Source organism: Lysinibacillus sphaericus (genome assembly GCF_005217585.1).
Lineage (GTDB): Bacteria > Bacillota > Bacilli > Bacillales_A > Planococcaceae > Lysinibacillus > Lysinibacillus sphaericus.
The window spans coordinates 1-22,622 of record NZ_SZPT01000002.1; the positions used below are offsets into that span (position 1 = coordinate 1).

The 22,622-nt window shown below is 35.3% G+C and carries 25 protein-coding genes and 1 riboswitch; of the genes, 18 read left to right on the forward strand and 7 right to left on the reverse strand.

Features of this window, described 5'->3' with window-relative positions:
• The first annotated feature begins 33 nt into the window (after positions 1-33).
• The 6 genes from FC748_RS05660 (at position 34) to thrS (ending at position 4,958) form a co-directional block, all read left to right on the forward strand.
• Positions 34-432 (forward strand): MarR family winged helix-turn-helix transcriptional regulator, encoded by a 399-nt coding sequence (locus tag FC748_RS05660; protein ID WP_108030274.1) that lies wholly within the window; start codon positions 34-36, stop codon positions 430-432.
• On the forward strand, positions 432-779 hold the full coding sequence (locus FC748_RS05665) for a DUF3147 family protein (protein ID WP_024364083.1): 348 nt from the start codon (positions 432-434) through the stop codon (positions 777-779). The genes FC748_RS05660 and FC748_RS05665 overlap by 1 nt, the downstream gene beginning before the upstream one ends.
• 15 nt (positions 780-794) lie before the next feature.
• Positions 795-1,280, forward strand: coding sequence for a GNAT family N-acetyltransferase (locus tag FC748_RS05670; RefSeq protein WP_108030275.1), 486 nt, complete (start codon positions 795-797; stop codon positions 1,278-1,280).
• Between the two features lie 103 nt (positions 1,281-1,383).
• Positions 1,384-1,848 carry a hypothetical protein gene (locus tag FC748_RS05675; protein ID WP_108030276.1) on the forward strand — a complete coding sequence of 155 codons (465 nt, stop codon included), beginning with the start codon at positions 1,384-1,386 and terminating at the stop codon, positions 1,846-1,848.
• Between the two features lie 184 nt (positions 1,849-2,032).
• Positions 2,033-2,542: a hypothetical protein gene (locus tag FC748_RS05680; RefSeq protein WP_024364086.1), complete on the forward strand. Its 510-nt coding sequence runs from the start codon at positions 2,033-2,035 to the stop codon at positions 2,540-2,542.
• Between the two features lie 493 nt (positions 2,543-3,035).
• Positions 3,036-4,958 carry a threonine--tRNA ligase gene (gene thrS / locus FC748_RS05685; RefSeq protein WP_108030277.1) on the forward strand — a complete coding sequence of 641 codons (1,923 nt, stop codon included), beginning with the start codon at positions 3,036-3,038 and terminating at the stop codon, positions 4,956-4,958.
• A gap of 185 nt (positions 4,959-5,143) precedes the next feature.
• On the opposite strand, the gene FC748_RS05690 is transcribed toward thrS, so the two are convergent.
• The 3 genes from FC748_RS05690 to FC748_RS05700 all read right to left on the reverse strand — a co-directional run bounded on the left by FC748_RS05690 (position 5,144) and on the right by FC748_RS05700 (position 7,107).
• Positions 5,144-5,626 carry a hypothetical protein gene (locus tag FC748_RS05690; protein WP_238600173.1) on the reverse strand — a complete coding sequence of 161 codons (483 nt, stop codon included), beginning with the start codon at positions 5,624-5,626 and terminating at the stop codon, positions 5,144-5,146.
• A gap of 219 nt (positions 5,627-5,845) precedes the next feature.
• Positions 5,846-6,010: an aspartyl-phosphate phosphatase Spo0E family protein gene (locus FC748_RS05695; protein WP_024364089.1), complete on the reverse strand. Its 165-nt coding sequence runs from the start codon at positions 6,008-6,010 to the stop codon at positions 5,846-5,848.
• A gap of 542 nt (positions 6,011-6,552) precedes the next feature.
• Positions 6,553-7,107, reverse strand: coding sequence for a GNAT family N-acetyltransferase (locus FC748_RS05700; protein ID WP_024364090.1), 555 nt, complete (start codon positions 7,105-7,107; stop codon positions 6,553-6,555).
• A gap of 275 nt (positions 7,108-7,382) precedes the next feature.
• Here FC748_RS05700 and FC748_RS05705 point away from each other — a divergent pair, with 275 nt between their 5' ends.
• The 3 genes from FC748_RS05705 (at position 7,383) to ccsB (ending at position 9,665) form a co-directional block, all read left to right on the forward strand.
• Entirely contained in the window at positions 7,383-7,862 is a 480-nt protein-coding gene (locus FC748_RS05705) for a GNAT family N-acetyltransferase (protein ID WP_108030278.1), read from the forward strand.
• An 11-nt stretch (positions 7,863-7,873) separates the two neighbouring features.
• Positions 7,874-8,296 carry a GNAT family N-acetyltransferase gene (locus tag FC748_RS05710; protein WP_024364092.1) on the forward strand — a complete coding sequence of 141 codons (423 nt, stop codon included), beginning with the start codon at positions 7,874-7,876 and terminating at the stop codon, positions 8,294-8,296.
• Positions 8,297-8,495: 199 nt separating this feature from the next.
• Positions 8,496-9,665, forward strand: coding sequence for a c-type cytochrome biogenesis protein CcsB (ccsB, locus tag FC748_RS05715; protein ID WP_108030386.1), 1,170 nt, complete (start codon positions 8,496-8,498; stop codon positions 9,663-9,665).
• A gap of 74 nt (positions 9,666-9,739) precedes the next feature.
• On the opposite strand, the gene FC748_RS05720 is transcribed toward ccsB, so the two are convergent.
• From FC748_RS05720 to FC748_RS05730, 3 genes are all read right to left on the reverse strand, one after another.
• Positions 9,740-9,940, reverse strand: coding sequence for a cold-shock protein (locus FC748_RS05720; protein ID WP_010859201.1), 201 nt, complete (start codon positions 9,938-9,940; stop codon positions 9,740-9,742).
• Positions 9,941-10,327: 387 nt separating this feature from the next.
• Complete coding sequence (locus FC748_RS05725) at positions 10,328-10,954, reverse strand: response regulator transcription factor (RefSeq protein ID WP_024364094.1); 627 nt, start codon at positions 10,952-10,954, stop codon at positions 10,328-10,330.
• Positions 10,951-13,146, reverse strand: a complete 2,196-nt coding sequence (locus FC748_RS05730) for a sensor histidine kinase (protein ID WP_025219616.1) — start codon at positions 13,144-13,146, stop codon at positions 10,951-10,953. The genes FC748_RS05725 and FC748_RS05730 overlap by 4 nt, the downstream gene beginning before the upstream one ends.
• A gap of 214 nt (positions 13,147-13,360) precedes the next feature.
• Between FC748_RS05730 and FC748_RS05735 the strand changes: the two genes are divergently transcribed.
• The 3 genes from FC748_RS05735 to FC748_RS05745 all read left to right on the forward strand — a co-directional run bounded on the left by FC748_RS05735 (position 13,361) and on the right by FC748_RS05745 (position 15,768).
• Complete coding sequence (locus tag FC748_RS05735; RefSeq protein ID WP_025219615.1) at positions 13,361-14,284, forward strand: hypothetical protein; 924 nt, start codon at positions 13,361-13,363, stop codon at positions 14,282-14,284.
• A 99-nt stretch (positions 14,285-14,383) separates the two neighbouring features.
• On the forward strand, positions 14,384-15,397 hold the full coding sequence (locus FC748_RS05740) for a thymidylate synthase (protein WP_174412974.1): 1,014 nt from the start codon (positions 14,384-14,386) through the stop codon (positions 15,395-15,397).
• Between the two features lie 176 nt (positions 15,398-15,573).
• Entirely contained in the window at positions 15,574-15,768 is a 195-nt protein-coding gene (locus tag FC748_RS05745) for a hypothetical protein (protein ID WP_024364098.1), read from the forward strand.
• 37 nt (positions 15,769-15,805) lie between these two features.
• Here FC748_RS05745 and FC748_RS05750 read toward each other — a convergent pair whose 3' ends face one another.
• Positions 15,806-16,342, reverse strand: coding sequence for a hypothetical protein (locus FC748_RS05750; RefSeq protein ID WP_108030279.1), 537 nt, complete (start codon positions 16,340-16,342; stop codon positions 15,806-15,808).
• Between the two features lie 180 nt (positions 16,343-16,522).
• Between FC748_RS05750 and FC748_RS05755 the strand changes: the two genes are divergently transcribed.
• The 6 genes from FC748_RS05755 (at position 16,523) to FC748_RS05780 (ending at position 22,594) form a co-directional block, all read left to right on the forward strand.
• Positions 16,523-16,729 carry a hypothetical protein gene (locus FC748_RS05755; RefSeq protein WP_025219612.1) on the forward strand — a complete coding sequence of 69 codons (207 nt, stop codon included), beginning with the start codon at positions 16,523-16,525 and terminating at the stop codon, positions 16,727-16,729.
• Positions 16,730-16,839: 110 nt separating this feature from the next.
• Complete coding sequence (locus FC748_RS05760) at positions 16,840-17,250, forward strand: Rrf2 family transcriptional regulator (RefSeq protein ID WP_025219611.1); 411 nt, start codon at positions 16,840-16,842, stop codon at positions 17,248-17,250.
• Positions 17,251-17,324: 74 nt separating this feature from the next.
• Positions 17,325-17,954, forward strand: a complete 630-nt coding sequence (locus FC748_RS05765; RefSeq protein WP_025219610.1) for an NAD(P)-dependent oxidoreductase — start codon at positions 17,325-17,327, stop codon at positions 17,952-17,954.
• Between the two features lie 152 nt (positions 17,955-18,106).
• Positions 18,107-19,525 (forward strand): aspartate ammonia-lyase, encoded by a 1,419-nt coding sequence (gene aspA / locus FC748_RS05770; RefSeq protein ID WP_024364103.1) that lies wholly within the window; start codon positions 18,107-18,109, stop codon positions 19,523-19,525.
• Between the two features lie 443 nt (positions 19,526-19,968).
• Positions 19,969-21,213 (forward strand): methyl-accepting chemotaxis protein, encoded by a 1,245-nt coding sequence (locus FC748_RS05775; RefSeq protein ID WP_024364104.1) that lies wholly within the window; start codon positions 19,969-19,971, stop codon positions 21,211-21,213.
• Between the two features lie 147 nt (positions 21,214-21,360).
• Positions 21,361-21,548, forward strand: a riboswitch (cobalamin riboswitch).
• A 272-nt stretch (positions 21,549-21,820) separates the two neighbouring features.
• The gene (locus FC748_RS05780; protein ID WP_108030280.1) at positions 21,821-22,594 is read left to right on the forward strand and encodes a hypothetical protein; all 774 of its coding nucleotides are present in this window, start codon (positions 21,821-21,823) and stop codon (positions 22,592-22,594) included.
• The last annotated feature ends 28 nt before the right edge of the window (positions 22,595-22,622 follow it).

Below are 22,622 nucleotides of genomic sequence, written 5' to 3' on the forward strand. Positions count from 1 at the left end.
CGTATGTGACGATATATTAAAGGAGTAAAAAGTATGATACAAGATATAAACTATTATTTTACAAGTATTTTCTATCATCTCCATACAACACATGAAGATAATATTTCCCATCAAAGTGTGCGTATTTTACAGATGATTCAAAAGGAAGATGAAGTGACGGTTCGAGATATTGCAAAATTATTAAATATCTCGCAAAATACTGCTTCAGAGCATGTAAAAAAGCTAGAACGACATGGCTGGGTTGAGAAGATTCGAGCAGCCAATGATCAACGTAAAGTGAAGCTTTTTCTTACAGCGGATGGATTACAGATTGTAAAGAAAAATACGGAATTAGATGATAACAAACTAAAGCAGGCGCTACTTCTTTTATCAGAAAAAGAACAACAAAGTGTTTTAGAAGCATTTCAGCTATTAAGCGAGGTGTCGAAATGATTTATACAGTTGTAAAAATTATATGTTCTGCTGCGATTATTGCAGTTGTTACAGAAGTTGCTAGAAGATTTCCTACATATGGTGGTATGATAGCCGCACTGCCACTTGTCAGTATTTTAAGTATTATTTGGCTAACCGTTCAAAGTGAACCAAATGAGCATATACAGCGATTTACGGTTGGTGTAATAGTTGGACTTCCTGCGACAATGGTTATGCTATTTGTTATGTATTTGGCAATGAAATCGTCTATTCATATTGTCTTTGCTATAGGGCTAGGAGTAATGTCATGGGTAATATGTTTAGGTATTCAAAAAGCCATCGCTGGTGTATTTCATATTTCAATATAAAGTAGGTAGATTATTATGCCAATCATCCATCGTTCACAAGTTTCAAAAAAGGATGTTCAAGCGTTTTTTCAAACACATTGGGGAAGTACGGAAATGGTTATTTCCAGTGGTATTTATGATTGTAGTACATTAGAAGGTTTTGTATTTGTAAATGACAATCAAACAATAGTAGGTCTAATAACCTATGAAATTCGGGGAGCTGAATGTGAAATTATTTCCCTTGATAGTATGGAAGAAGGGAAAGGTATCGGCTCATGCCTTGTAAAAGCCGTGGAAGAACAAGCACGTCAGCATCACTGTACTGTTGTTTCGCTCATCACTACGAATGATAATTTACATGCACTAAAATTTTATCAAAAACGAGGCTATTCTCTCGTAGAAGTTCTACCAAATGCGGTAGAGCGAGCAAGAGCATTGAAACCGGAGATTCCTTTGATCGGCCATGACGGTATCCCCATTCGCGATGAAATACGGTTGCAAAAAACATCTGTCTCCATATAAGGCAGATGTTTTTTTATAGTTCACGAATGTATTAGTAAAAATTCTGTTCCGCTACGGTATTTGTCGTTTATACTAATGGTGAAGCTTGAAAGTGAGGAATCTAATGAAAAAAATAATATTTATCCTATTTTTTAGTGTGTTAGTAGTGGGAGCGGCTTTTATCATCTATTTGAAAAGCAATCCACCACTTGTTGTCAATGGTTATACAAACGCTGATGGAAATCCGTCTATTCGATTAATAGAAATTGAGAATAAAGGGCTAAGAGAGCTACAACTACAATCGATACTTGTCGATGAAAAGTTGCCAGACAATGCCAAGCTAGTCATTAGTAAATCAGAACCGTTTGAAGTTGGCGCAAAAATTGAGAACAATCCTAATATGACATTTCATAAACTAACACAAGTGAGTATTTTTCCTAGTCAATACATAGATCGTCAGTCAATTGGTAAACAAGCGCAACATTACGCATTACAAGTACATGCTACAGCAATTCAAAAGATTACGATTCAATACAAATATTTAAACATACCATTTACATTAACGGCAGAGCTTCAATCAAATGCCTAACAAAGAACGGTGACATATCGAAATCGGCATCTTTCAATGGGTTTATCCAATTGTTTTTTTCTCAAATTTTGTCATATCTATTAGGCGCTTGTCTTTTCATAAGATTGTTTGATGAAAAAAACCTGTTATTCCTAAATTGTGGTAATCTAATCGTAATAGTTATTGGAATGATAGGAGGGGTCTAATGGGTTTAGTCATTGTTGGCATCATAGCTGTTATTAGTATTTTAGTGTCCATCTTCATAATTGTTCGGAAACAGTCCAAAGGTGATATAAGGCTACAAGTGGAAGCGATATGTGAAGGAAAAAATGAATTAGATCAAGCAATAATGAGAATCTACTTTACATTTTCGATTGGTAAACTAGCTAGCAGAAGTAAAGAAATTATCGGTAGTATTGATTGGTCAGAAGGCTGGATGCCTGTTAGCTACAATTTGAAAGAACATGGCAGCTATCGAGAAGAACGTATCCTTACTTTGACAGAAGATAAGTACACTACTTTTGAAATAGATGCGACAAATGCGATAGATGACCAAGGGAGCGGTGAGGGTTACGTCGTTTTAGTGTTAGAGAAACCGACACAGACCATGCTATCAAGAGCTGGTGTGATGTTAGTCATAACAGCTAACTTAGTATCCTATCAATTATCAGATTCTATTAGTTGGCATAATGAAGTAATTGTGAACCATATTTAAATTAGAAAAGCTATTCGTAAGGATTAAAACTTATGAGTAGCTTTTTTGTTTAACAAAGTGGGTAATGACAAGGCGATAAAAAATTTTTTCAAAAAAATGTATGCGTTTTACATGTTGGTACGCTCATATTTCAGGGATTTCGAGAATGGAAAAAATTTTTTTCAATTATTGACAACTTTTGAGATGTCCGATATAGTGAATACCAATTTCATGAAACCATGAAAACAGCTATGATAAGGACGAGAGTTTTGATGAACGATTTACAGAGAGGGGAGCCTAGGCTGAAAACTTCCTAATGCAGCGTCAATTCTTACTACCTTTGAGCAGTGCTAGGAAACTTGCACCGTTATTTGCAACGTTACTGCAAAGACAATGAGCCGCTAGTGCATCTAGTGGGAATTTGGGTGGAACCACGGGTAAATGACACATACTCGTCCCTATTTTAGGGACGAATATGTGTTTTTTTTAATTTTTCAGTAAAGGAGAAAAGATCATGTCAAATCAAGTTATCAATATTCAGTTTCCAGATGGAAAGCAACAAGTATTTACAAAAGGTGTTACACTAACCGACATTGCACAAGCGATTAGTCCAGCACTGCGCAAAAAAGCAATTGTAGGAAGTGTCAACGGAACCATTACTGATTTGACGCGCCCTATTTTGGCAGATGCCCAAATCAACCTATTTGATGCTAGCACACACGAAGGAATTGAGGTTATTCGTCATTCCACAGCTCATTTAGTAGCACAAGCGATTAAACGCTTATATCCAGAAGCCCAATTTGGCGTAGGACCAGTAATCGAAAACGGTTTTTATTATGATATTGAATTATCACATTCTCTTGTGCCAAAGGATTTACAAAAAATAGAAAAAATGATGCATCGTATTGTGCAAGAAAACATTCAAATACAACGAAAAGAACTAACACGTGAAGAGGCAATCCGGTTGTTTCAACATGATAAACTGAAATTAGCATTACTAGCTGATATTCCAGAAGATGATTTCATAACGCTTTATGAGCAAGGTGATTTTTATGATTTATGTCGTGGCCCGCATGTATCCTCAACAGGTAAATTACAGCACTTTCAATTAATGCATGTATCAGGGGCATACTGGCGCGGCGATAGCCAAAATCAAATGCTTCAGCGAATTTATGGTGTTGCATTTGCTACAAAAGAAGAATTAAATGATTATTTTATCTTTTTACAAGAAGCAGATAAACGCAATCATCGTACATTAGGAAAAGAACTCGAATTATTCATGTTTTCAGAAGAAGCGCCAGGTATGCCTTTTTACCTAGCTAATGGCCAAATACTTCGAAATGAATTAGAATCTTTTTTACGCAAATTACAAACAAAATATGATTATCAAGAGGTTCGTACACCATTTATGCTGAACCAGCGTTTATGGGAACAATCAGGACATTGGGAGCACTATAAAGAGAATATGTACTTTACACAAGTAGATGCCCAAAGCTTTGCGTTGAAACCTATGAACTGTCCAGGACATATGCTGATATTTAAAAATGCAAGACACTCATACAGAGATTTACCGATTCGTATGGCGGAATTTGGACAAGTGCATCGACATGAGTTTAGCGGAGCATTAAATGGACTGCTACGAGTTCGAACTTTTTGCCAAGATGATGCCCATATTTTTGCCACACCACAGCAAATAGAAGATGAAATCAATTTAGCGCTGCGAATCATCGATCATATGTATCAAGTATTTGGTTTCCAATACGAAATTGAATTGTCGACGCGTCCTGCTGATTTTATGGGGCATATTCAGCTCTGGGATGAAGCGGAATCGGCATTGGAAAATGTCCTGAAAAATGCGGGTTATTCATATAAAATAAATGAAGGAGACGGAGCGTTTTACGGCCCTAAAATTGATATTCATATAAAGGATGCTATTAAACGAAGTCATCAATGTGCAACGATTCAACTGGATTTCCAACTGCCTGAGAAATTCGATTTAACATATTTAAACGAACAAAACGAAAAAGTAAGACCTGTTGTAATTCATCGCGCTGTTTTCGGTTCGATTGACCGCTTTTTAGGTATTTTAATTGAACATTTTGGTGGAGCCTTTCCGACGTGGTTAGCACCACAACAAGTTATTGTGATAGGGGTGGCTAAGATACACCAAGAATATGTTCAGCAAGTAGTACAAGCTCTTGAAAAAGAACATATACGGGTGCGTGAAGATAACCGCCAAGAAAAGTTAGGGAAAAAAATCAGAGAAGCTCAATTGAAAAAAATACCGTATATTCTCGTATTGGGCGATCATGAATGCAACAATCAAAGTGTAACAGTGCGGAACTATGGTCAACAAGTGTTGAATGAAAAACCATTACAGCAATTTATTGAAGAAATTAAGCTCGAAATTAGCGAAAAAGCGTTGCCTAATAATTAAATGCAATAAAATAGAAGCCTGATAAGATGTTCAATCAGGCTTTTATTATTTTTAATAAAATGATTTAGTATGCACATGTATTAAAGTAAGAATTTTCGTATAGATACAAAAGTATAATCGTTACTTCTAGATATGTTTTTTCATGCATATTATATAGTGTAGATAGAAGATTATTTCATTTATTATTATGGAGTATTGGCAGATTTTATTATTGGTGAGTAGGTACTACCCCCTATAAGTAAATTTTTTGTTTCTGCATCAATCACTGCATATTTATGAAATTCTTCTTGTGCATGTTGGCGATAGGAAGCCAAGAAATACACTTGTCTGTTTGGATGAATCATTGTGTGATTAGAGAGATCCATTTCTTGACTGACAGTATCTGTTTTCGTATAAAAAAAATTACGAGTTTCTGGCACGTCTTTAAATAATATTTTTTCACGCATGCTGAATGTTGCACCATGATATTCTTCATAGAGTGATTTATCTAATTGCTTATAAAATTCGTCTTCTACAAGAAAAGTTTGAAAGTGATTACTAGGGTATTTTAGCGTAGTGTTTGTTGTTGTGATTGGTTCACAAATAGTAGCAGTCGACTCTTTTGGTATAGACTGTGAGTGTGAAAATAGATTAGAAAAAACGACCAAGGTTAAAAGAAGTACTTGCATAATTTGGCCTCCTATAATTAGCGTTATAGGTAGATTTCCCAATTTCTTGTTATATATACGTTTCATTACAATAACATACAGAATTCTGGGAAAAGGCGATATAGCTTTTTAACGAGTGAAGAAATTGAATGAAAAGCCAGCCAAGAAAATACTCTTTTTGACTGGTTTTATCCAAAATGCGCGTTTTTTATAAAATGTATTGATAATGACCCCTCCTTTTTAGGAAGCTTGTTTAAAATATCTGTTTAGCAACACATCTAGCTCTTGGCTATAGTCAACTACAGCAGGGTGTGTAAATCCTAAATCTTTTGCCTTTTTATACATAATTCTCCTTTTAATCTCGATTTCAAACTTCAAGAATTGTTTAAACAATAAATTTACCAACTTTTTCTCCTCCTAATTTTTCTACATATTCTTGATTTAAAATTCTCATGGCTTCGATTCAGCTTTTTCATTTTATATCAGTTAAAACAAAAAAATTGTCACATTGTGTATAGGAAATGAAATTCGTAATTTAGTCACATATAAGTCTATGTATGGATCATACTAATAAATAATAGACTAGTTTCATTTCTCCTTATTTTCAGCTTTTAAGTTACATAATTAGCGCATATAACGAGATTTTCTTTAAGAAATCGTTAAGAACTTAACGCGTATGATATATGTCTTTTTTACTAGATGAATTATTCTTCCTACCTAGAAAAGAAATTGCTAATAGTTACATTCATTCATATATTGTCGCAATTTATCAAATCCTATTATTTGCTGTTTAATTATTAGGGATTTTTCTTTTTTAAAATATTGAACTGAACAGTTTATAAACAACTGTTCATAATGTGATGGTTTTGGGAATCGAAATGCTCAAAATACAAGTAAGTAGCAAATGAGTAACGCACACATTCATTATTTTGAATGTGTGCGCTTTTTTAGCTACGTGGGGGCCATTCTTCACGTAATAGGCCAAATAAGAGAATATCGTGAAATTTGCCAAAGCGGAAAATTTCATTCCGTAGTATCCCTTCTTTTGTAAATCCACATTTTTCATAAGAGCGAATGGCTCCTACATTAAAGCTGAACACTTGTAGTTTAATTTTGTTGATTGCAATGTAATCGAATATGAAGGTGATAAGTGTTTGCATTGCATCTGTTCCTAATCCTTTACCTTGCCATTTTTCACTTACTGATATGCCTACTAAGCAAGTGCTGTTGGTCCAATTGATAGAAAATACACCACATGATCCAATAAGCTGTTGCGTCGTCTTTTCAAAAATGCCGAAGAAAAATTCTTCTTTTTTTCCACTAATATTTCGAAAGAATGAAGAATGGTCTTCAACTGTATGTGGGAATGGTATCTCATCATTAGCAAGTAATAAAGTAGGCTTTTCATTCTCTATTTGTATATACTCTTCTAAATCAGAGGATGCCATTTGTTTTAATATAATTGATTGTCCATTTAGAAAATCTTTAAAATATTGTTCCATATAAAATCTCCCTTATCTAAGGGTGCAGTTTGTGTACTATCCCTTTGAAAATTAGTTTTTTTCAAACAACGTTTCTACTGCGTTAATTACAATCATATTCACAGCTCCTTTAATTTGAATAGTATAATAATAGCATAGTTTGGAATTTTAAGTAATTACATGAAAAAATAAAATGCAATCAAACTTTGTCAAATGATGGTTGGGTTTTGCTAGTAATTCCCAAAATAGGTTAGAATTTAATAATAAAAAATGTACTAGTTGGAAGAAGGGGTATAATGCGGTTAAAGTTTTATGATCAAACAGATTATTCATTAATTGAACAATATATGTTATCACAGGAGCAACTTCTCTATACAATGTCCCCAATGGCAAGTCTTAAACTCTCCGAAACCGATATCAATCGGCATGCCATTTTAGCAATGAAAGGTGAGAAGCTTGTCACTTTTTTTGTTCTTCACGAAAATGAAGGAGTAAAACCTTATTCAGAAAATAACCAAGCCATTTTAATTCGTGGATTTTCAACAGATATGCATGAACAAGGAAAAGGGTATGCCAAAGAAGCATTACAATTATTGCCTACATTTGTACGACTGCATTTTCCTACAATCAATGAATTAGTGTTAGGTGTTAATTTTCCGAATACAGCAGCTCAGGCGCTCTATAAAAAATGTGGCTTTGTCGATGAAGGCATATGTGCAGTAGGCATCAAAAGCGAGTTGAAAGTGATGAACTATTATTTACAAAGTGATCATTGAAGTGAGGAGGAATGCAGATGTACATAATAGAAGCAAGTATGGAACACTTCACTTTTCTCTGTGCATTGGATAAAGAAGTAATAGGTGACTATTCAAGAAGTGATCGCATTAAGCATGCAATAGTAGAAAGACGATGCATGATTTACAAAATACAAAGTTGTATTGCAGGATTTTTAATTTTTACAACGGATTTCTTTGATTGTAGTTTTATTTCATTAGTTATAGTCAAACCGTCTGAACGTAGAAAAGGTGTTGCTACCGCACTATTAGTAGATTTTATTGAAAGAGCACCCACTGCCAAAATTTTCTCGTCAACGAATCGTTCCAATACAAAGATGCAAAACATATTTAACGCTACAGGATTTAAAAGAAGTGGCTATATAGAAAACTTAGATGACGATGATCCAGAAATTATTTACTTTACATTAAAATAGCAATCTTCGTATTCTTATTCATGGACAGGAGGGGGGACTAGCGTAATTTGCTCCCTTTTTCTCTGTCATAATTTTGTAACATTATCTATTAATTAGGAAGGATGAGCTTCAAAAAGGGCACTTAATGTTTGGCATGACGTTCTATTATGGAGAAGCAATTTACAGCTTCTACAAAAAAAGGATGTTGGAGGTCGTTGTGTTGAGTACTGAAAATTTAATAAGCTTAAGTGGGTATTCGTTATTTTTTGCTTTTATCTTGCTGTTAATTGCGATTTTACCGTTAGGATTAGCAGTAAAATCTGCAAGGCGTTCGTTTAGGAGACTAGGTCTTATACTTACATATTCAGCTTTCATCTTGCAATTAGTGTATTTTATTTTAAGATGGATTGCAGTCGAGCATGCACCTGTTAGTAATATGTATGAGTTTATGACGTTTTTTGGCATTATGCTAACAGCTAGCTTTCTTATTATTCATTACTTATATAAACAAATTGTCGTAGGGTTATTTGTAATTCCAGTAGTACTAATTATTTTGGGCTATGGAAGTGTTTTTACAAATGAGGTGAGACCTCTTGTACCTTCGCTGCAAAGTAACTGGTTAACAATTCATGTTATGACAGTAGCGTTTTCAAGTGCTATTTTATCGATATCATTTGCAACAGGTATTATCTATTTACTGAAATCTTTGGATGTTCATAAAAGGACGAGTAGTACCGTTGCGTTAGAGTTTGTTATGTACTGTTTGATTGTGGTAATTGGATTTAGTGCTACAGCAACGGTATTTAGTGTAACGACGGAAGAAGTACACATTCAATTTGAAAATGCGCAAGGTATGAAGGAAAAGGCAGTCTATACGATGACACCACTTATTGTTAATGAAGGAGCGGTCACAGAAAGTGGAGAGACAATCGGCTGGTTGAAGATTACGCCATCAATTGATGCCAAAAAGTTAAATTCTATCGTATGGGCATTTATGGTAGGAACCATCTTGTATGGTGCCATCCGACTGCTCTTGAGAAAGCCACTCATCGTGCTATTAAAACCATTAACAAGCCGTGTACAACCAGCTTTAATGGACGAAATTTCATATCGGGCGGTAGTGATTGGCTTCCCATTGTTTGCTTTAGGCGGTTTATTATTTGCTATGATTTGGGCACAAATTGCATGGGGAAGGTATTGGGGGTGGGACCCAAAAGAAGTCTGGGCGCTCATTACGTTTTTATTTTATGCGGCATTTCTGCATCTTCGTCTGTCAAAAGGATGGGAAGGGGAGAGAACAGCCTGGCTATCTATTGTTGGCTTTGGCATCATTGTATTTAATCAAGTTTTCGTCAATTTAGTCATTGCTGGTCTGCATTCTTACGCATAAAAAATAAGGAAATGAAAAGAGACATCCGTAAAGGATGTCTCTTGGACTTTGAACTGTTAATTCTTGAACGAGAATTAAAGTTTTACAACGTTTGTAGCTTGAGGGCCACGGTTACCTTCTTCAACGCCGAATTCTACTTTTTGTCCTTCTTCAAGTGTTTTGAAACCTTCAGATTGGATAGCAGAGAAGTGTACGAATACATCGTTTCCACCTTCTACTTCGATGAAGCCAAAACCTTTTTCTGCGTTAAACCATTTTACTGTACCTTGAGTCATTTAAAAAACCTCCAAAAATAAATTCAACAATCATATTCCTTCAATCAGTATAAAATAATACCATAATCAGAAGCTCGCTAGAACACGTTACTATTGAATACGTGGTTTCATTGTTTACGATGAAGCAATTTAATTATTACTTTCATTATATAACAGATTCATACATTTATCCAGCAAATGCCGTTTTTTAGTAAGAAAAAATTACATAATATCATTTTTAACTATAATGATAATAAAAAATGCTAAAAAACAAAGGTATAAAGTGCTTGGTATACTAAAAAAAACACTAAAAATCGTTTTATATTACCATTTATTTGATTTTCGATATAACTTTATAAACGACATGTAGAAGTTATTGGAAAAATCCGAGTGACTGTCACCGCTCAATTAGTCAATCCATGCTTTTTCTTTGGCAACAATGACTGCTTCAGCACGTGATTCCACATGTAATCTGACAAAAAGTTTTGATAAATAATTTTCCACTGTACGCTGGGTAACGCCTATTGCAGAGGCAATGGCTTTATTGGTACATCCTTGTGCAACCAGCTGCAAAATTTCCTGTTCTTTATGACTTAGTAATACTTCCTGCTTAGCATTGGAACGATTCGAGTGCTGTTGGACAAAGTCTAAAAAATCTGCTGATAATAATATTTCCCCTCGCAAAGTGGCTTGGATTGTTTGAATTACCTGTTCTTTTGTAGCGAGCTTCGATAAAAGCCCATCTACTTTTTTTTCTACAAGAAGCTCGTAATAATCGGATAATTCGTAGCCTGTATAAAGAATAATTAGCGCTTCAGGCTGTTGTTTCTTAATCATTTCAGCTAGTTGAATGCCGTTTAACGGTTTCATATTAATATCAATTAAATAGAGCTGAAAGGGGTGTGATTCCATTCTAGCCAGTACATTGGCACTTTCTTGTTCTGTTTCAATATGGACATTTTCTAGATCTTGTAATAATGTTTTTGTTCCGTCTAAAACGACAGGATGATCATCTATTATCAATATTTCAATCATTTGTAGGGTTCCTCACATTCCTCTTGAATTTGAATATAAATATGCATGCCATCATTGGGTTTGGAGGTAATGGTCATATCTCCGTTAAAGGCTCGAACACGTTCTCGAATGCCGTTAATGCCCATAGAAGCGGAGGATTGCATTAAATCTTCAATATCACAGCCGATACCATTATCGTCATATTGGAGAACAAAACCGTGGTTTATAGCAAGTAGTTTAAGTGAAACTTTAGATGCATCGGCATGTTTAATAGCGTTATTTAGCAATTCTTGAACTAGACGATAGACAACTAAATGTAAAGTTGGATCTTGGAACTGAACTCGATCGATTTGTGTATTTAATAGAAAGTTTGCACGTATTTTCACTTTTTGTACGAGTTTTTTCAATGCCATTTCTAAACCAAAAGTATCAAGTAAAGGAGGGCTCAGATTTTCGCAATACTCCCGTAAATCTTTCGAGGCATTTAACAGTTGTTCCCGAATATCTAATACTTTCTTTTCCTCAATAATCGGAGAGCTAGCGATAACATCTAATTCTCTCGCTAAATGTAATTGCTCCTGTAAAATAGTGTCATGTAATTCCTGTGCTAAAATACTCTTTTCTTTCTCAATAATATTCCATAATAATTTATCAAGCCAAGGAAGTTGGGTGTTTTGGGTGTCTTTCATGTGCTGAATATCTCGTACTAAATCTTCAATTAGTTTTAAATTATCTATAAACATAGAGACGTATAATGCTAGTAACTCCAACCATAGAAGTTCTTCTTTTTGTAAAGTGTGTCTAATTCGTATAAGAATCTTTTCATCTACTGTATCATGGATCAGAAGTTGTGTCAGTTGGCTCTCTACTTGAATTTCACCACGAGAAAATGGGACATCTTCCATGATTGTTTCAAGCGTAAATGCAGTTGTCCCGAGTTTTTCGGTAATTTCATATTTGAGACTTGAAAGTAATTCCTGTTGGCTTTTAGCTTTACTAATACGTTTAACGGCTGCATATAAATTATGGACATAATCACCAGATGATGAAAATATAATTTTTCGATGTTTAAAGTCAAGTTGCTCTTTGACATAAAAACTGGCTATAAAACCAATGAAAATAATAAGAAAGACAATAATCATCAATTCAATTGAAAGATAGTCCAAAAACAGGATGGCTAATAAAGACGATAAAATAAATGAACTGAAAAAAGCGAGTGATGAATAATAGCGAAAACGAGATAATTGGTATTCAATATCAAATAAGCGTTCGTTCACTTGAATAAAAATAAAGGAAAAAGGTATAAACAAAATAAATAAAACACTAATTTCAGGTCGTATTATCGCGTTATACCCTAAAATTTCGGGTACAACAAACAACAATAGAAATGGCAAAAATGGGACGATACAAGAAATAGCGATTAAGCGTATTTTAGCTAATCGGGTTTGTAAATAGCTCGTTAATAATATATAGATTGCATAGAGTACCAATACCGCAAATAGACTGAGCGTTACAATCGGGGTAATAACCCTAAATTGTGGAAATAGCATTTCAATGATAAAGCAACATACAATAACAAACGGGAGCAAATAGAGCCACTTTACATCTATATACTTCCATTTTATGTGTAAAAAACGATAATATTGTTGTAGGAAATGAATGATAAGCACTAAGCACAAAACTAAACAAATACCGTTTACAATCATGCCAATGATGTTTCCTCTACTTGAAGCCCCTACACTTGTATAAGCTAAAGAGCAGGTTAATAAAAATAGCATTAGTAATTTCGTAATTAAAGTATGGTTATTTCGCTTCCATAAATAGATGGCAACACTTAAACAAAGGATGAAATAAAACATCGGAAAAACAATATGTAAATATAACTCTTCAGGTAAATCCCTATGTTTAATTTGGACTGTTCGAACAGTACCATCTGGTTTTAGTAGTGTTAGCTCTTTCGCCGATGTAATATAAATATCTGTTTGAGAAGTGCCAAAACCTTTAGCGGGCTTTTGATCGATTGATAGGATCATATCACCTTGCTCAATCTTTTTTTGTTGAGCCCATTCTGAGTAATAAGGATGAATAATAACAGGTAGTGTATTCGATGTATCGACTAAAATATTAATATAAGGACCACGAATGGCAACAACCAGAACATAAATGCCAAGAAGTAAATATGTTAAAAAAATACTAAAAGTTAATTTGCTCATAAAAGACGCTCTTTAAATATTATAATCATAGTATAGTGCTCCGTTTCATCATGAAGTATCTACTATATTATCCATAATTTTTAATTTTTTTGGAATACCGAAATAAAGTGTTTCGGAAAACCACTAACATTTTTTCGGAATAACGAAATAGTCTTTTCGGTATAAGCTGTGATAATGTGAATCTAGCCTAAGTGACGGAAAGGGGGAGCACTGTGTGAAATGGAGTGTGCTGTCACTCATCCTAATTTTCCTAGTCGCCATAGTGGCGTATCCCAAAACGACATTTGCTCAAACTTTTAATAAAGATGCAATAGAAGTAGATATTTGTATCATTGGAAGCGACAATCATTTTGTCTATAAGATTCCAAAACAGTTACATAATGATACGCCTTATTTTGAAATGCAAAATGATATCGAAGCTTCCTTAGCTAGCCATTGGAAAGTGCAAGGGGGTCATGTTGAAACAAATCATTCGAATATAGCGTATACTTTTTTTATCGAGGATTTATTTCAAGAAAAACAAGATGGTCATTTGAAGTTATCTATACCATATCGCACTTTAGTAGGCATGTTTCGTGAAGATGAAGCAATTCAATTGCGCATTATGGCGAGTAAATTAATGAATTGGCAAGTAAACGCAAAAGAATGGGCGTCACTAGGATTTGTTCAGCCACTGACTTTTTTGAGTGAAAGTGAATATGTCTACAATGGGGCTGTTAACGAATTGTTGCAACAACGAGTTGCCCATTTTGATGGGGCGATTGCTAAGCGTCAAATGTTGTTACGCAGTGTTATGTATTTTAGTTTTATTATTGTTCAAATTTTTGCGTGTTTACTATTATCCAGACGTTTGAAAAAACGAATCATTCAGCACCCTGAAGAAATGCATCAATTTAGAAAACTAAATTATATGTACCAAATCATTCCTTTATTTATTGTTATTGTGCAGATTATATATTTAGTGATGTCTGGTCTGCTAACAGCATTTGGCCTTTACTTTAGTCCTGGCATTGATTTGTTGTTTATTATTGGGCCAATTCTTTTTACAATTATATTGTTGCCGATGTTTTTTGTTCCGACTGAAAATGAAATTGCAAAAGAATTACAACATAATAAAATGGATTCACACTTAGAATAGTATCCCTGTTTGTAATTAATACAATAAAATGCGATGTAGCTGTTGGAAAGTAGTTTGTTTTTGTAATTCGACGTTCACTCCTCAATATAAGATGGTATAATGGTCAACAGCATATTTGAAGGAGCTGGTGACAAATTGACGCATCCAGAGACTGCGTATTTAAATTTACTACAACATATATTAGAAAATGGGATAAAAAAAGAGGACCGTACGGGGACAGGTACGTATAGCATCTTTGGCCATCAAATGCGTTTTGACTTAAGTCAAGGCTTTCCGCTTTTAACAACTAAACGCGTACCATTTAAACTTGTAGCTAGTGAGCTTCTTTGGTTTATTAAGGGAGATACAAATATCCGCTACTTATTACAACATAATAACCATATATGGGATGAGTGGGCGTTTAAAAAATGGATTGAATCCGATGAATATAATGGACCTGATATGACGGATTTTGGTCGTCGATGCTTAACGGACGAAGTGTTTAATGTTGTTTACCAAGCTGAGCTGGCATCATTTTGCGACCGTATTTTAACGGATGATGATTTTGCAAGAAAGTACGGCGATCTTGGGAATGTCTACGGCAAGCAATGGCGCAATTGGACAACGTCAAACGGGGAAAGTCTTGATCAACTACAAGATGTTATTCATCAAATTAAGCATAATCCAGACTCACGTCGTATTATTGTCAATGCATGGAACCCTGAAGATGTCATTAATGCAGGGGCAAAAGGAAGCAAAGCGGCTTTACCACCTTGCCATGTTATGTTTCAATTTTATGTGGCAGAGGGCAAATTAAGCTGCCAATTAATGCAACGTAGTCTAGATACATTGCTTGGCTGTCCATTCAATATTGCCTCTTATGCATTATTAACACATTTAATTGCGCATGAATGTGGGCTTGAAGTCGGCGAATTTATTCATAGTATTGGCGATGCACATATTTATGCAAATCATGTGGAGCAAGTGAAAGAACAGCTTTCACGTGAGCCGCGGGAACTACCAACCTTGAAAATAAATCCGAATAAAACGTCGATTTTTGACATAGAACTTGAGGATCTATCCATCGAGGGCTATAATCCACATCCAGCAATTAAAGCACCGATTGCGGTTTAGTCAAAAGTAAGCAGCAGCCATTTTGGTTGCTGCTTTTTTGATGGCGTGGACTAGGTCCAAATAATCTATTTTGATAAATAGGCAAGTTGGTGGATGTTTCGATAGGGGGCGTTCTATTATAGTATTTATGGTATTATAAGGTATATTTTCTAATAAAAGCTTTAGGGGTGGCTAGGTTGAGAGAAAGAATAGTGCTACAAACGACAACAAAAGCAAAGATTCTTCGATTGCGCGAAAATGGGGAGTCCTCGTTCCCAAAAAATCAGCAGCCTCAACAGGATAGTCCAGCTATTACCACTACATTAACACAAGAACAATTAGTAAAAATGATGCAAATTATTGAGGAAATCCGTGTGAATGGTACTAAATAAAAATGTAAGCGCCTTCGATAAATAAAGACAACGCTAATTACCTTAACTCTTGTCCGGTTGTATCATAAAAAGTAAATATGGCAGGAAACGTATCTTCTGCATCAGGAGGTAGTTTAAATGTTTTCATAAATGGCGCAGAAGTATCAACTTCGACTTCTTTTTCAAAATTCATCCAGTTTGTCAATTGTATTTTGGCAACATTGCTGTCTAATTCGTGTACATATAGTGTGCCATAGTTGCCTTTATTGGTTTTATATTGTCGATAGGTTTCTGAGGGATCTGTTGCTAAATAAATAAATTTAAGTTTGCCATTCCACCCTTTATTAAAACGTGCATGACCATACTGATCACCGTTAATTTTCAACTGGGCTAACCACATATTTGTTTCTTCTATTCGTTCAAAATGCATGATTTGTATACTACTGTCAATAAATTCTTCTAAAAATTCTTTCACTGTTGTTTCGGATGATTTTAGATGATAGTCGTTATAATAAGCATTTCCGTAAATGAAAAGTCCTAATAATAGTAATGGTGAAAATGAGCATATTACTATTAATATTAATTTGATTTTCATACTAAATATCCTCCTGTCTATAAAAGTTCTCACATTTAATCTTTATTCAATTATATCGATTTTTACTTTTACTCGTCTATCGATTATATTTTGATGATGATTTCTAACTTGTGTAGTAAGAAATCATCACTATAAATTCAAGCGCCTTCTAAGCTATAATGGCGAAGGAGGTGTTTTTAGATGAACGTAATTTTTATAGAAACAATGACAGGGACAGAGCTTTTACAGATGGTATCACATGATGTGGCTGGCATACTAGCTGCGGCTCAAGGAGAAAGTGTAACGTTCCCCGTTGGTCATTATAAATATGAATTTCACAATCTAGATTTCTATGAAGAAAATGGTCAAATCCAACAAGAGCTCGTTATTTATATGACTAAAATTTAAATTCGATAGCGGGTGTATTTTTGTGAATAATGAACAGGTTAAGATATGAGCATATGACTTGTAATTATCTTAACCTGTAACTATAATAGTTACAACAGGTGGTGATTCGTATGGTCAATAGTCGATTTTCAGTCGCTATCCATATACTTTCGCTCATTGCTACAACATCTGATAAAAGTCAGCTTACATCTGATTATATTGCAGGTAGTGTCAATACGAATCCCGTAGTCGTACGACGAATGATTGGGAAATTGAAAAAAGCAGGCTTGTTAACTTCTCAGTCAGGACTTGCCGGTTATGGACTTGTTATTGAACCAAAGGATTTGTCATTGTTGAGCATTTACCGTGCGATTGACGGTCCAGAGCAACTATTTGCAATACATGATGAACCGAATCCTGCATGTGCTGTCGGCCGAAAAATACAGCATACGTTGGAAACCGTTTATCTAGATGTTTGGCATGCAATGGAAAAACAGTTACAAGCACAAACGTTACAAGATGTGCTAGATCAACTTCGTTAAAAGTAACGAGGTCGGTCTTACTGTATTCAACCTGTAACTAAAATGGTTACAACAAATTATAGGAGGAATTTATAATGAAAATAGGCGTTATTGGAGCAACAGGAAAAGCAGGGCAAAAAATAGTGGAGGAAGCATTACAACGTGGTCATAACGTTACAGCCATTGTTCGTTCAGCTTCTAAAGTAAAAGAGGATATTCAAGTGATGGAGAAGGATGTATTGGATTTAACGCAAGAAGATGTAAAGGGTTTTGATGTTGTTGTGAATGCGTTTGGTGCACCACTTGGACAAGAAACATTACATGTTGCTGTAGGTCGTCATTTAATCGCTACCTTTAACGGCATTGCCACAAAACTATTCGTAGTGGGGGGAGCAGGCAGCCTATTTGTAGACCCAGAAAAAACGATTCGTGTTATGGAGACGCCTGATTTTCCGGAAATGTTTTTGGCAACTGCAAAAAATCAAGGTGAAAACTTGCAAGACTTACAAGCATCAAATATTTCGTGGACATTTTTAAGTCCTTCTGCCCTATTTGATCCAGAGGGGCCACGTTCAGGTAGCTATACAACAGGAATAGATCATTTGTTAGTGAATGCTTCAGGTGAAAGTTATGTCAGCTATAGTGATTATGCGATTGCTGTGTTAGATGAAATTGAAAATCCACATTATATAAATAGACGTTTTACTGTTTCTTCAACTAAATAATCCTACTGCCGAGCGTGTGAAATATGCTCGGTTTCTCGCTATTTATCGTCGTTTACGAAAAAAACTTTCATTTTACTGATAAATGACTGTTTACAAGACGGCATTTATTAGCTACTATCAGTGTGAGTATTAGTTCAAAGGAGACGACAATAATGTCCACACAACGTATAGAAAAAGATTTTTTAGGTGAAAGAGTATTACCAGCAGATGCTTATTACGGGATTCAAACGCTTCGTGCAACAGAAAACTTCCCAATTACAGGCTATAAAATTCACCCAGCCCTAATTAAAGCAATGGGTATTGTAAAAAAAGCAGCAGCATTAGGTAATATGGAAGTACACCTATTATCAAAAGAAATTGGAGAGGCTATTGTCGAGGCTGCACAAGAAGTCATCGATGGTAAATGGGATGCTGAATTTCTAGTAGACCCAATCCAAGGTGGTGCAGGCACTTCTATCAATATGAATGCGAATGAAGTTATTGCGAACCGTGCTCTTGAAATTTTGGGTAAAGCAAAAGGGGACTATCAAACGATTAGCCCGAACAGTCATGTTAATATGTCACAATCAACAAACGATGCCTTCCCTACAGCGATTCATATTGCTGTATTAAATTTAATCGATGAGCTTCTGGTGACGATGGAAAATATGCAAGCCGTATTCCATCAAAAAGCAGAGCAATTTGCACATGTTATTAAAATGGGACGTACGCACTTACAAGATGCTGTACCAATTCGCTTAGGACAAGAGTTTGAAGCTTATTGTCGCGTAATTAACCGTGATATTGTTCGTATCCGTCAAACACGTCCAAACTTATATGATGTCAATATGGGGGCAACAGCTGTCGGTACTGGGCTTAACGCTTTCCCAGACTATATTAAATCTGTAGACCAACATCTAGCTGAAATTTCTGGCTTACCATTAAAAGGTGCTACACATTTGGTAGACGCTACGCAAAATACAGACGCTTATACGGAAGTGTCAGGGGCACTAAAAATTTGTATGATTAATATGTCTAAAATTGCGAATGACCTTCGTTTAATGGCATCTGGTCCTCGTGCAGGTTTAGGAGAAATTATTTTACCAGCACGTCAACCTGGTTCATCTATTATGCCTGGTAAAGTAAATCCTGTAATGCCAGAAGTGCTAAACCAAGTTGCATTCCAAGTAATTGGGAATGACCATACAATTTCTTTAGCATCTGAAGCGGGTCAATTAGAATTAAACGTAATGGAACCAGTGCTTGTATTCAACTTAATTCAATCAATTAGCATAATGAATAACGTTTTCCGTGCATTTACAGAAAACTGTTTAAAAGATATCGAAGCAAATGAAGAACGTATGAAGGAATATGTAGAGAAAAGTGTGGGTGTCTTAACAGCAGTCAATCCACATATCGGTTATGAAGTAGCTGCTCGTCTTGCACGTGAAGCAATTCTTACAGGTCGTTCAATTCGTGAACTTTGTATTGAAGCAGGTGTCTTAACGAAAGAGCAATTGGATTTAATTTTAGATCCATATGAAATGACACATCCAGGTATCGCTGGTTCTAGTATGATGAAATTAAAATAATTTCTAAAGAGGCTGGGACAAAAGAGAAAAGGTGTTAGATTGATGGCAGTCAATCTAACACCTTTTTGTTGCGCCGATGTTGTTCGCTTCTGCGGTGCTTTGCGCGGGCACACACGTAAGCCGCAACCCTCGCTAACGCGGGGAAATGCCCGCGTCTTACGCTGTGTGCGTTCTGAGCAGAAGTCACCGCCTCCGCTACTAACAACTAGTGAACTCTTCTAATTTTTTATTTATTGTAAAAGCAAGAATAGCTAAGTTCTCCATATAGAAAAATTTATGAACACCTTTCCTCTGTTCCTTAAATTATTTTAGTTTTGTCCTAACCTTTATCTTTTTTTAGTATACCAATATACATATAAAAGATGGGCGTATTTCTATCAATCTTAGGATAAATAAACTATAATAATGGTATTATAGTAATATTATAGTTAGGGGATTTTGGTATGACTTTACGAAAAAAAAGTATTTTTGGGTTTTCATTATTAAATTTAATAATGATTGTAGTATTAATTATAGATCTTGCTAATTTAACAGCATTAGCATGGCTATCTACAATATTAACGATTATTGGTATCTCCATTACTTTATCCTATATCTTCTATGTTAAATATAAAGTGATTCAACCTATTAACCAATTATCTAATGCTGCGAAAGCAATTTCAGTAGGGAACTTTGACTCTGATGTCATTACTGTACAAGACAATAGTGAGATTTCAGAATTAGCAAAAGCTTTTATAGAGATGAAAGAGCAATTGCGTACGATGACACTAACAATTGCCAACAGTTCGACAGATTTATCTGCCAGTATCGAAGAGTTGTCTGCAAGTACAAATGAAATTACAATGGCTGTGGAAGAAGTTGACCATCAAATGGAAAAAACGTCAAATGGCCTTAAACAAGCCGCACAATCGGCAAACAATAGTGCTGTTGCAATGCAGGAAACAGTAGATGGCATTGAGCGTATTTCGATTGCCACACAGGATGTTTTCAACCACGCGAAAGAAGCGAATGATATCGCAGGAAATGGTGCAGAAATTTTGCATGTTGCGAAAAACCAGATGGAGTTTATTTCATCGTCAACAGATAAAACGAGTACCTTAATAAAACACTTATCAAATAAAATGACAGATATTAAAAAAATGACAGAAATGATTACAACGATTACAGATCAAACGAATTTACTTGCTCTAAATGCTGCGATTGAAGCGGCACGTGCTGGAGAACATGGGAAAGGTTTTGCGGTCGTTGCGGAAGAAGTTCGTCATTTAGCAGAGCAATCCAAGCATTCTGCTATTCAAATTGTGGACCTTGTAGTAGGTATTGAAAATGATACGAAACAAGTTGCTGTGGCTGTGGAAGAAGACCTAAAAAATGTTCAACAGGGGGTCTATGTCATTGATGAAGCAACAAAATCTTTTGGCAATATTTCGCAGCACGTGAGCCAAATGACTGACCAACTCGAAGGCATTTCGACAACTGTAAATTACTTGTCAAATCGTGCAAATGAGGTAGCTAATCTCGTGTCAACAATTGCAGGGGGTATGGATCAATTGTCCAGCTATACAGAAGCTGTGCTACAGTCAATGGATGAGCAAACGGCTTCCATGCAAGCAGTCAATCAAGTTTCACAGGAATTAACGATACAGGCTGATGATTTACAAAAGATTACAAATCAAATTCATGTATAAATTAACAACGGATAGTTATTTAGGTGATAGATAGTCATTTTAGCAAGTGCACATACATTTAGGCTGCTGTTTGACTTTAAAATACCACTACTTTACAATATAATGTAATAGTTTAGTAGGAATTTTCCAATAAATTCCTTAACAACTGAATAGCGTGTAGTAAGAGGTGTAAATTGCATGCAATTTACTTAAAAGGGAAGTCGGTGCAAATCCGACGCTGTCCCGCAACTGTGAATGTGAGCGTCTTTTCAAATTATGACCACTGTCAAACGACGGGAAGGTGAAAAGAAGCGATGACCATAAGTCAGGAGACCTGCCTGTTACGAGTACACACCATAAACCTACGAGGAATAGGAGGTGGCATGTTGACAAAACAGAATAATCTGTTCGTCACAGTACGTCAAACGACCAACACCAAAGGATATAAAGGGATACGGCATCAAGCCAAATCGCTTCCATTGGTGCACTGTTTGATGTTATCGGATGAATGATATTTTTTAAGTACGATAGCCATAATCACGGATTTCCTCTACATTTTTAGGAAATCCGTATTTTTTATGTAATCGATACCTTTGTTTTGAAAATATGTACGAGAAGAGGTGCAAGTATGACAAAAATTCAGGTATGTTCAACACGAGAAAAGAAAAATGTTGATATGAAGATTTGTAAGCAACCGCGCATGGAAGTTGCCAAGCAACGAAAAACGAGAATGGTCATTGAGGCGCTAGTTGATCAGTTTTTAGCCACAGGGCTTATTCCGCACGAACGATTGTTTGACTGCATTTTTTATAATAAAGACATTATTTGGATTCAAAATGATGTCTATGAAGGATACCTATTTGCAAAAGCAAGTGTGGCTGATGAATTGAAAACAAAAAAGAATGGTTTTATGATGTATATGCCGACCAATCCGATTGTTTATGAAGTAAATGAGGAGGCCTATCATTTAATTACACGCATCGATTCAATTCGAGCTAAACCCAATCTGGATCGCCTGAATGTAGAGCCAAAACCTATTTTAAGTGCAGCAAGAGTCAATGATTTACTATGTTCGATGGTAATGCGTTTTTATCAAACGTATTTGCAAGACTTATCGTTATTAATTCAGGAAAATCAAGATTATAGTAAAATACAACATTTAATAGACTATATAGAGCGTGAATATGCTCAGTTTTTACAAAGTGTAAAAGAATTAAATGATTATCATTTAAATTGGCATCCTCGTGGCAATGGTCATCAATTGTTGCTGCAACGCATTGAGCAATTACAGATTTTAAAAAGTAAACCTGGGTCGGTTCTTGTGGATTTCTCAAATCATCATGGGTATGTGATTGTGGAGTCAGCGAATTCTTTGAAAAGGAAAATGAAAAAAGCGTTGTAAATTTTTATATCTGTATCGATATGCATAC

Coding starts and splice junctions, on each gene's coding strand:
- FC748_RS05680 (WP_024364086.1), top strand. CDS start 2,033: ATGGGTTTAGTCATTGTTGGCATCATAGCTGTTATTAGTATTTTAGTG.
- thrS (WP_108030277.1), top strand. CDS start 3,036: ATGTCAAATCAAGTTATCAATATTCAGTTTCCAGATGGAAAGCAACAA.
- FC748_RS05775 (WP_024364104.1), top strand. CDS start 19,969: ATGACTTTACGAAAAAAAAGTATTTTTGGGTTTTCATTATTAAATTTA.
- FC748_RS05780 (WP_108030280.1), top strand. CDS start 21,821: ATGACAAAAATTCAGGTATGTTCAACACGAGAAAAGAAAAATGTTGAT.
- FC748_RS05765 (WP_025219610.1), top strand. CDS start 17,325: ATGAAAATAGGCGTTATTGGAGCAACAGGAAAAGCAGGGCAAAAAATA.
- FC748_RS05725 (WP_024364094.1), bottom strand. CDS start 10,954: ATGATTGAAATATTGATAATAGATGATCATCCTGTCGTTTTAGACGGA.
- FC748_RS05705 (WP_108030278.1), top strand. CDS start 7,383: ATGCGGTTAAAGTTTTATGATCAAACAGATTATTCATTAATTGAACAA.
- aspA (WP_024364103.1), top strand. CDS start 18,107: ATGTCCACACAACGTATAGAAAAAGATTTTTTAGGTGAAAGAGTATTA.
- FC748_RS05720 (WP_010859201.1), bottom strand. CDS start 9,940: ATGACTCAAGGTACAGTAAAATGGTTTAACGCAGAAAAAGGTTTTGGC.
- FC748_RS05740 (WP_174412974.1), top strand. CDS start 14,384: ATGGTCAACAGCATATTTGAAGGAGCTGGTGACAAATTGACGCATCCA.
- FC748_RS05660 (WP_108030274.1), top strand. CDS start 34: ATGATACAAGATATAAACTATTATTTTACAAGTATTTTCTATCATCTC.
- FC748_RS05760 (WP_025219611.1), top strand. CDS start 16,840: ATGGTCAATAGTCGATTTTCAGTCGCTATCCATATACTTTCGCTCATT.
- FC748_RS05710 (WP_024364092.1), top strand. CDS start 7,874: ATGCAGATGTACATAATAGAAGCAAGTATGGAACACTTCACTTTTCTC.
- FC748_RS05730 (WP_025219616.1), bottom strand. CDS start 13,146: ATGAGCAAATTAACTTTTAGTATTTTTTTAACATATTTACTTCTTGGC.
- FC748_RS05675 (WP_108030276.1), top strand. CDS start 1,384: ATGAAAAAAATAATATTTATCCTATTTTTTAGTGTGTTAGTAGTGGGA.
- FC748_RS05750 (WP_108030279.1), bottom strand. CDS start 16,342: ATGAAAATCAAATTAATATTAATAGTAATATGCTCATTTTCACCATTA.
- FC748_RS05690 (WP_238600173.1), bottom strand. CDS start 5,626: ATGCAAGTACTTCTTTTAACCTTGGTCGTTTTTTCTAATCTATTTTCA.
- FC748_RS05700 (WP_024364090.1), bottom strand. CDS start 7,107: ATGGAACAATATTTTAAAGATTTTCTAAATGGACAATCAATTATATTA.
- FC748_RS05670 (WP_108030275.1), top strand. CDS start 795: ATGCCAATCATCCATCGTTCACAAGTTTCAAAAAAGGATGTTCAAGCG.
- FC748_RS05755 (WP_025219612.1), top strand. CDS start 16,523: ATGAACGTAATTTTTATAGAAACAATGACAGGGACAGAGCTTTTACAG.